The 8759-nt window shown below is 37.4% G+C and carries 10 protein-coding genes; 8 read left to right on the top strand and 2 right to left on the bottom strand.

Annotated elements, in window-relative coordinates; genetic code table 11:
- On the top strand, positions 1 to 579 hold a 579-nt coding region (locus tag V7097_RS25975; RefSeq protein ID WP_335706518.1), incomplete at its 5' end, for a PTS sugar transporter subunit IIA.
- 65 nt (positions 580 to 644) lie between these two features.
- Positions 645 to 2759 carry a glycoside hydrolase family 3 protein gene (locus V7097_RS25970; RefSeq protein WP_335704671.1) on the top strand — a complete coding sequence of 705 codons (2115 nt, stop codon included), beginning with the start codon at positions 645 to 647 and terminating at the stop codon, positions 2757 to 2759.
- 127 nt (positions 2760 to 2886) lie between these two features.
- Here V7097_RS25970 and V7097_RS25965 read toward each other — a convergent pair whose 3' ends face one another.
- A complete protein-coding gene (locus V7097_RS25965) occupies positions 2887 to 3276 on the bottom strand; it encodes a DUF1259 domain-containing protein (protein WP_335704670.1) in 390 nt (129 codons plus the stop codon).
- 300 nt (positions 3277 to 3576) lie between these two features.
- Here V7097_RS25965 and V7097_RS25960 point away from each other — a divergent pair, with 300 nt between their 5' ends.
- Both V7097_RS25960 and V7097_RS25955 read left to right on the top strand, forming a co-directional pair.
- The gene (locus V7097_RS25960) at positions 3577 to 3723 is read left to right on the top strand and encodes a hypothetical protein (RefSeq protein ID WP_335704669.1); all 147 of its coding nucleotides are present in this window, start codon (positions 3577 to 3579) and stop codon (positions 3721 to 3723) included.
- A 327-nt stretch (positions 3724 to 4050) separates the two neighbouring features.
- Positions 4051 to 5283, top strand: coding sequence for a Zn-dependent hydrolase (locus tag V7097_RS25955; protein ID WP_335704786.1), 1233 nt, complete (start codon positions 4051 to 4053; stop codon positions 5281 to 5283).
- A gap of 172 nt (positions 5284 to 5455) precedes the next feature.
- Here the strand turns inward: V7097_RS25955 and V7097_RS25950 are convergent, their stop codons facing one another.
- Positions 5456 to 6217 carry an SDR family NAD(P)-dependent oxidoreductase gene (locus V7097_RS25950; RefSeq protein ID WP_335704668.1) on the bottom strand — a complete coding sequence of 254 codons (762 nt, stop codon included), beginning with the start codon at positions 6215 to 6217 and terminating at the stop codon, positions 5456 to 5458.
- Positions 6218 to 6341: 124 nt separating this feature from the next.
- On the opposite strand from V7097_RS25950, the gene V7097_RS25945 reads away from it, so the two are divergent.
- From V7097_RS25945 to V7097_RS25930, 4 genes are all read left to right on the top strand, one after another.
- On the top strand, positions 6342 to 6614 hold the full coding sequence (locus tag V7097_RS25945) for a hypothetical protein (protein WP_335704667.1): 273 nt from the start codon (positions 6342 to 6344) through the stop codon (positions 6612 to 6614).
- Positions 6615 to 6833: 219 nt separating this feature from the next.
- Complete coding sequence (locus V7097_RS25940; RefSeq protein WP_335704666.1) at positions 6834 to 7097, top strand: DUF1292 domain-containing protein; 264 nt, start codon at positions 6834 to 6836, stop codon at positions 7095 to 7097.
- An 8-nt stretch (positions 7098 to 7105) separates the two neighbouring features.
- A complete protein-coding gene (locus V7097_RS25935) occupies positions 7106 to 7483 on the top strand; it encodes a hypothetical protein (RefSeq protein WP_335704665.1) in 378 nt (125 codons plus the stop codon).
- Positions 7464 to 8759: erythromycin esterase family protein (locus tag V7097_RS25930; protein WP_335704664.1), on the top strand; the 1296-nt coding region annotated here is incomplete at its 3' end. The genes V7097_RS25935 and V7097_RS25930, both read left to right, overlap by 20 nt.

Genomic DNA, 8759 nt, shown 5'->3' with positions numbered 1-8759 from the left:
ATCGGTGTGTTTGCTTCCTTACTAATCGCAATGGTACTTACCATTGTATTTGGATATGAAGGCAAGAACGACCTAAGAGCAGCTAAGAAGACAAACAAAGAATTTGGATTAGGAAACGTAAAGAAAGAAATGATCGCAAGTCCATTAACAGGTCATATCGTTCCATTAAGTAAAATAGCCGATCCGCTTTTTTCAAAAGAAATTGTAGGAAAGGGAACTGCAATCGAACCAACAAAAGGTGCCATCATTTCTCCAGTGGACGGAGTCGTAACGACATTATTCCAGAGTAAACATGCGATTGGAATCACATCGAATGACGGGGCTGAAATTTTAATCTCGGTTGGGGTTAATACAGTTAAGTTGAAGGGTAAATATTTTACTTCCCATGTAGAGCAATGGTCTCAAGTGAAAAAAGGTGATCTACTCATTGAATTTGACATCGAGAATATTAAAGCAGCTGGATACGATCTGAAATCTCCTGTCGTGATTACCAATACAGAAGAATATTTAGAAGTAAAACCAATAAAAACGGGTAATGTTGAATCAGGTGATGATACATTACTAAAACTAGATGCATAGCAAACAAAAACAATGGTGTAAACACTTAGAAATCGTAATAATGAAACCTATTAGGAGGAACTGACATGCAAAAGCAACCTGATTTACAAGTTAGAACGAAGAAACTGATTGAACAAGATGGTTTGAAATTTAAAGATTTAAATAATGATGGCAAACTAGATCCTTATGAAGATTGGCGTTTAAGCCCGAAAGAACGTGCAGAAAATCTTGTTTCCTTGATGAACATCGATGAAAAAATCGGGATGATGCTGATCAATTCTAGGAAAATGGGACTTGCCCAGGAAGATAAAAGCAAGACAAGCCATGATGGCGTCTTAGATGAAAGTATTATCGAAAGAGGAGAAACCATTTTCGCTACTAGCAAAGTATACGGAACCACTCATACGATTGCTAACAGGAAACTAAGACATTTCATTTTAAGAGATAACTTCACACCAGCTGAAATGGCGGAATGGGTTAACGCGCTGAATGAAGTAGCTGAGGGTACGCGCTTAGGAATTCCCGTTCTCGTTGCATCGAACTCCAGAAATGAAAATGGTGAAGCAGTATTTGGTATGAATGATGCAATCGGTATCTTCTCTACATGGCCAGGAACATTAGGATTGGCAGCAGCGGCTAAGGGCGATATCCAAAATGGTGGTGACGCCTCCCTTATTAGTGAATTTGCAAACATTGCCCAAAAAGAATGGAATGCCACAGGTTTAAGAAAAGGGTATATGTATATGGCAGATGTGGTGACAGATCCGAGATGGCAGCGTACGTATGGAACATTTGGGGAAGATCCAGAGTTTATTGCTGATGTGATCGGTCGTATCCTTGACGAATTCCAAGGCGAAACCTTAGGAAAAGATAGTATTGCGATGACTACGAAGCATTTCCCAGGTGGGGGAGCGAGAGAAAATGGCTTTGACCCTCACTATGAAGAAGGAAAATGGAATCTATACCCAACTCCGGGTAGCTTAGAAAAATACCATCTACCACCATTTAAAGCAGCGGCAGATCATGGAACATCTTCCATCATGCCATATTACTCGATTCCAAGTATTAAGAAGAGTGTGGTCCAGGAGTTTGAAGGGGAAGAAATCCCATTCGAAGAGGTTGGATTTACGTTTAATCGTTATTTCATCGACCATATCCTTCGTGGAAAGCTTGGATTCAAAGGCTATGTGAATAGTGACAGCGGGATTATTAATAACATGAGCTGGGGTATGGAAAACAGCAGTGAAGCGGAACGCTTTGCGAAAGCAATAAATGCGGGTACCGATTTGATTGCTGATACGAATGATATTGAAAATCTGAAATTGGCTATTAGCAATAGATGGATCACTGAAAAACGAATCGATGAGTCAAATGTACGACTCTTAACAGAAATGTTCGCTTTAGGTCTATTTGATGACCGCACATACAATGATCCAGAAAAGGCAACTGAGGTTGTCAGCACGAAAGCGCACTGGGAAGCTGCATACGAAGCGCATAAAAAATCAGTGACCGTACTAAAAAATTCAAACGAAACCTTGCCACTTACATCGGACAAGCTGGATGGTAAAAAGGTGTATATTGAAGTGTTCCATAAGGAGCAGGAAAGAGCAACTTCTTATACAGAAAAAGCAAGAAATGAAGCAAAAGAACTCGGACTGTTTAACTTAACAGGCAACTATGAAGAAGCCGATACAGCGATTCTGTTCCTACATCCAAAATCTGGTTCTTACTTTAATGCAACACCAGGTCTACTAGAGCTTGATATTTGTGAGGATAAAGTAAACTCGGCGATTGATGGTTCATTGTATCAGGAATCTACTTTAAGTGGACTTGACCACCTAAAAGAAGTTGCTGACAGCATCCATAGCCGCGGCGGTAAAGTCGTGATGAGTGTAAATATTATCCTTCCATGGATTTTAGGAAATGTAGAACCAATGGCTGATGCTTTGATTGCGGGCTACGATACATTCCACAATGCACAGCTTGAAGTGATTGCAGGGAATCATAAGCCAACAGGTGTCTTACCAATAACTTTACCAGCAAGTGAAGGAGTGATTGCCGTTTACCAAAATGGAGATTGCGTATCACCAAATGACGTACCAGGATATGACAAAGACAAATACATGCCAGCAGGAATGACTTATGCGTATAAAGACAGTGATGGTAATGTATATAAACTTGGTCATGGGTTGAAATATTAATAATAAAATGAAAATCACAGGTGTAAAGCCTGTGATTTTTTTGTGGGATTGAAAAAGCACGGAAAACGGTTCATTCAACTTGACTGGATCCTCGATTCAAAAATAAGCTTCTATCTCCGGAAAACAATTATCGAAGAACCTTCAGTGCTTCTGAAATTTTGTGAGCAAAATGTAATGGGGGTTCAACAGATTGAAAGTGGATATAAAGAATATTCGGTTTGGTGAACAGCCAATGATTATGAATGGCGCTCACTATTATCCCATTTTTAATTAAAATTTTTGTAAATGCTGGAATTTCTTCTTCGAGTATAACGGTTTCCCCAAGATTAAGGGCATTGCCCTCATAATCCAAAGATGCAAATGATATTTCGGCCTCTATTTTTCCAGGGCTTGGACGACCTTGAATGGTAACATGTAGATTCCGTTTAATACTTACAGAACAAACTTCATTTTTTACTTCTGGTTTTTGGTTTAGAATTTGGCCAAATTGTTGGCAGAGTGTGTTGAAATTATTCATTAGAAATCCTCCCCAATCTATTTTTATAGTTTATGCAATTGTTTTCGCCCTGCTTCTTTCGTAACTCTCATTTGATCAAAATTAAAAGGCAAACATGATAAATTTAGCGTCTCTTACCCTAGTAAGGCGCGTTTTTTTATGAGAAAAACCGACGTGATGCTGCATTTTGCAAAGGAAGCTGGATGGGCAGGTTATCTGCTAATTGTCTTTTCGTTAGAGATGCCTTAAAAACTGATCACCTCTCGATTAATTGCGTCAACTTGTGGGTTTAATCGATTGAAAATGAGGGACCCTGGGAAAATGTTAAGTCAAAGTCAAAAGGATCGATGGGTGGAAGTAATTGGGCAGCTAAATGAAACCAATATCCAAATTTTCGATGGGGCTGGACAAACAGTTTCAGAAATGAGAGCAAAGACACGAAAGATGCTGCATCAATTTCCAAATTAATTGGAATGCCGTTGATCTGATTCTATTTAAGTGAAAAAACGCAAAGGTGTACTGGGTCTCATTTTTAATTAGGCTATGATGCTGCCAATAATGATTTAACATACTATAAAATAATCCGTTTATATTTTTTACATTTTGTATAATGACATTATGGTTAATAGAGTTATAATTTTAAATAACTGAATATTTAAGTAATTAATACATTAAGACTTTTTGGCATGGGATGCTTCTGACGAGGTCCTTTTGATTGTTTAGTTTCAACTCCATCAGATACTAGAATGCAAGAAGGATCTTTGGTTATCACTAATTAAAGGGGAGTCTACAATGTTGCAAAAACAAAAACTGTTAATCAATAGGGAAAGATTAATGAACGAATTGGAACGATTTGCAGACTTTGGCAGGACAGAAAAAAATGGAGTGACAAGGCTAGCATTAACAGATGAAGACCGACACGCCAGGGATTATTTCCGAGCATGTTGTGAGGAATTAGGAATGGATGTGAAGATTGATGATATGGGATGTATGTATGCTACACTTGAAGGCACTGAGAAAAAACCTCCTATCCTGATTGGCTCCCATTTAGATTCCGTCAAAAAAGGAGGCAGGTTTGATGGTGTACTAGGGGTAGTAGCCGGTTTAGAAGTAGTAAGAACCCTCGTAGACCATAATATTAAACCTAAAATTCCAATTACTGTTGTGAATTTTACCAATGAAGAAGGTGCTAGATTCGAGCCTTCGATGATGGCATCTGGTGTTCTAGCAGGTAAATTTACAAAGTCCGTCATGATGCAAAAGCAGGATTCTGAAGGAATTACTTTTGGCGAAGCACTAAAGGCGATTGGATACGAAGGGAATGTGGAAAACCGCCTTAAAGAAGCAACCGCTTTACTTGAATTACATATAGAACAAGGACCAATTTTAGAATCTGAAGCGCTTTCGATTGGTGTTGTAGAATGTGTTGTAGGTATGGCTTGTTATGAAATTGAAGTGACTGGGGAATCCAATCATGCAGGTACCACCCCGATGAACATGCGTAAGGACGCACTGTTTGCAACGAATAACCTTATAAATGAGATACGGAAATACTTTGGTTCTTTAGATAAGGATCTAGTCTATACAATAGGAAGGATAAATGTCTATCCAAGCATTCATACAGTTATTCCGAATAAAGTTGTTTTTACCCTTGAGGCTCGTCACAAGGATATGGATATCGTCAACGATGTGAAAAATTTCGTTGAAGGTCTTTCGAATTTGGAAATGAATGAAGGATGTGAGATAGAAGCAACGAAATTATGGGAACGAGATACAGTTTGGTTCAAGCCCGAACTCTGCAATCTTATAGAGCAATCCGCAAAATCACTTGGTTACACCCATAAACGCATGGTTAGCGGTGCCGGGCATGACGCGCAGTTCATCGCAAGCTATATCCCTACCACCATGCTGTTTGTACCGAGCAAAAATGGAAAAAGCCATTGCGAAGAAGAACTGACCACCTTGGAGGAATGCGAAAAAGGAGTAAACGTCGTCTTGAATACTGTCATTAGCCTATTATCTCAATAAAAATAAAAAAATATATAACAAGGAGGTAAAGTTTTTTTCTATTTTCCAATATTACTAGAAAATTATTAGAAGTCGAAAACGTGTTCCTAAAAAGGCATTAGTAATTTAGAATAAACCAAACGCTCAGACAATTCTGAGCGTTTGTTGTGCAACATACGCTAATTATTTTCTATTATCCACGTGTATTTGTAAACCCACCATCAATGCTGATAACTTCGCCATTAATGTATTGGGCAGGCGATGTTAATAAGAAGGCAACTAATTCTGCTACTTCTTCTGGTTGACCATAGCGTTTTTGAGGAACCGATTGGATTGCAGCCTGTTTAATTTCAGGTGGTTGAGATTCGAAATAAGCTTTGATCATCGGTGTTTCTGTTCCACCAGGAGCAATCGCGTTACAACGAATACCTTTGCTTGCATACTCCATCACGATACTCTTGGTTAATCCCACAATGCCGTGTTTTGTAGCAGAGTAAGTGACAACACCTGCTTGACCAATCACACCAGCGGTTGAAGAAGTGTTAACGATTGAACCGCCACCGTTTTTCAACATAACGTCTAATACGTATTTAACTCCATATAATGCACCCATTAAGTTAATTCCAACAATCTGTTCAATTTCATCAGTTGAGACCTCGCCAAAAGGTACGCCACTACCAGAAATCCCTGCATTATTGAAAAAGTAATCAATCGTACCAAATTTTTCAATAGCTGCATCTACATAAGCTTTTACATCTTCTTTTTTTGATACGTCCGCTTTTACAAAGATGGCATCAACGCCTAATTCTTTAACAAGATTAACCGTTTCAGCCCCACCTTGTTCATTAATATCGACCACTACGATGTTAATACCTTCTTTTGCTAGTCGAACAGCAGAAGCTTGTCCTAAACCGCTTCCACCACCAGTGATAACTGCTACTTTTGAATTTGTCATACCTAACACCCCTTATGTAATTTCCTTTTGTTGTCTTTACATTATTATTCTAACATAGAGAAAATTTTAACACTTAGAAAATGCTCGAATATTGTCGATTGTTCGATTCAAAAGGCGTATTAAAATGGATATGGAAAAAAGCATTTACGTAGAAATTTTCTGTATGCCTCTAAGAAAAAGTGGAAATATAACAAAAAAGGAGAAATATAATAAAATACAGGAGGGTAATATGGAAAAGGGTCATTATAATGAAGATGCCAATTTAAAAAGAAAAGAAAGTGAAACATTAGAAATTAGTTCGACAGGATACGGATTAGAATCTGTTTCAAAAGAAAATGAAGATGAATACAGACTTGAACAAAGAAATAGCCATTTAAGATCGATATTACAAAACTGATCTTTAATGAGGAAATTAAAACTATAGTAAAAGTAATACAACAAAAAACAACCCTTAATATGTAATAAGAGTTGTTTTTTTGTTGTATTTAAATATGAAACGAAATACCAGAAAAAAGGACACTTTTTAAATGCGGTCATCACTTATGAAAATTTGTTTTTTAAGTAATTTTGATGGTTTAGGTAAAGATATGAATGCAAATTACAGGAGGTGTACTACATGAACAGTGACGTATATCGAGATAAAATTGTTGTTTTGGATCAGAATGGGGTTGAAAAAGAATTTTCGATTGAAGCCTTATTTGATATGAAGGACAAAACATTTGCATTGTTACGCTCTGAACAAGATCAAAATAACACATTTGTCATGCAAGTGGAGAATACGGATGATGGTCAGTTTTTGACAGGAATTAGCGATCCATCCGAACGTGATATGGTTCTAGATGCATATGAGATAGCTATTGATGCTAATCCAGCGGAGTAAAATTCTGAATGGAAAAGAAGATACTAGATGTTATTGATCATCAAATGAGGAATCAAATAGAAAAAGAAATAGAAGGTTTGACGTTTACAAAAAACTTTCGATCGCCTTCTGCCGAGGAATGGTACGTTTTTTTACCGAGCTATAAAGACCCGAATACTGGTGGTGCAGCTGGCAAGGTTATTATTCACTATAACCTATATGATACAAAGGAGATATTCATCAATACTACAATACTATTTGACGACCCTGCCTTACATAAAGAATCACTTCATCACCTTGTTTATGCTATTTCTGATGAGCTTGTAAACCGATTGGTTGGATATGCGGATACTCTTCTCTCAGTTCATGCAGGTGAGAATACGTATAATGCAGAATACAAAAACTGAAGGGGTTATTATGGAAGATAAAATGATACAAGCAATAAAACAACATGCAATTCCAATTACCAATTCTAAAGATAACCTTGATTCACTTGTTACTTCTATTAAAAATCAGAAATATGTTTTGTTGGGGGAAGCCTCACACGGAACGTCTGAGTTCTATAAAATACGTGCTGACATCACCAAAAGATTAATCGTTGAAAAAGAGTTCACCTTTATAGCTGTAGAAGGTGATTGGCCAGCATGTCAAGAGGTGAATCGCTATATAAAAGGGTATTCAACTCAATATAATAATGCTCGTGATGTCCTAATGTCTTTTAAACAGTGGCCAACCTGGATGTGGGCAAATGAAGAAATAATTGAATTAATCGAATGGTTAAAAGAATTTAATGAAGGAAAACCGTTTGATAGAAAAGTTGGTTTTTATGGAATTGATATCTATAATCTATGGGAATCGATGGATGAAATACTTAAGTATTTAGAAAAAAGAAACTCACCAGATTTTGAGGTCGCGAGAAAGGCTTTCGCCTGTTTTGAACCATTTAATCGTGATGCGGAAAAGTATGCTTTGTCCTCATCTTTTTATTCTGAGGGATGTCATGAAGAAGTAACAAAACTTCTAATGGAAGTGAGTTTAAACAAACATACCTATCATGATTCAGAGGAAAGCAGTTTAAACGTCGAGGTAAACGCGCTTATTACCGCTAACGCTGAAAACTATTATACAACCATGATTACAAACGATAATGAATCATGGAATATTAGAGATCGTCACATGGTAGAAGTCATAAATAAAATTGATTCGTTTAATAACAGTCATTCCAAAGGGATTATATGGGAACACAATACACATGTTGGGGATGCAAGAGCGACGGACATGGAAAAAGAAGGAATTGTCAATGTAGGACAACTCATAAGGGAACAAGTAGGTTCGGAAACCGTGTTTATTGTTGGTTTCGGTACACATCATGGGACGGTTATTGCAGCTACCAAGTGGGGTGTAGACTTTGAAAAAATGAATACCCCTCCCGCGGTTTCCGGAAGTTGGGAAGATTTTCTCTATAAAGCAGGTGCTTACGATAAACTCCTAGTATTTACGGATAAAAATAGAAAATTATTTACTAGGCCTATTGGCCATCGCGCAATTGGCGTTGTCTATCATCCACAATATGAGCATTACGGTAACTATGTTCCATCAGTGATAGCAGACCGATATGATGCGTTTGTTTTTGTAAATAACACAAATGCTTTAACTCCACTTGAAGTATCTGGCGTGTTAATT

Source organism: Bacillus sp. JJ1562 (assembly GCF_036962705.1).
Lineage (GTDB): Bacteria > Bacillota > Bacilli > Bacillales > Bacillaceae_L > Ferdinandcohnia.
This window is presented reverse-complemented; position numbering and strand designations above follow the sequence as displayed.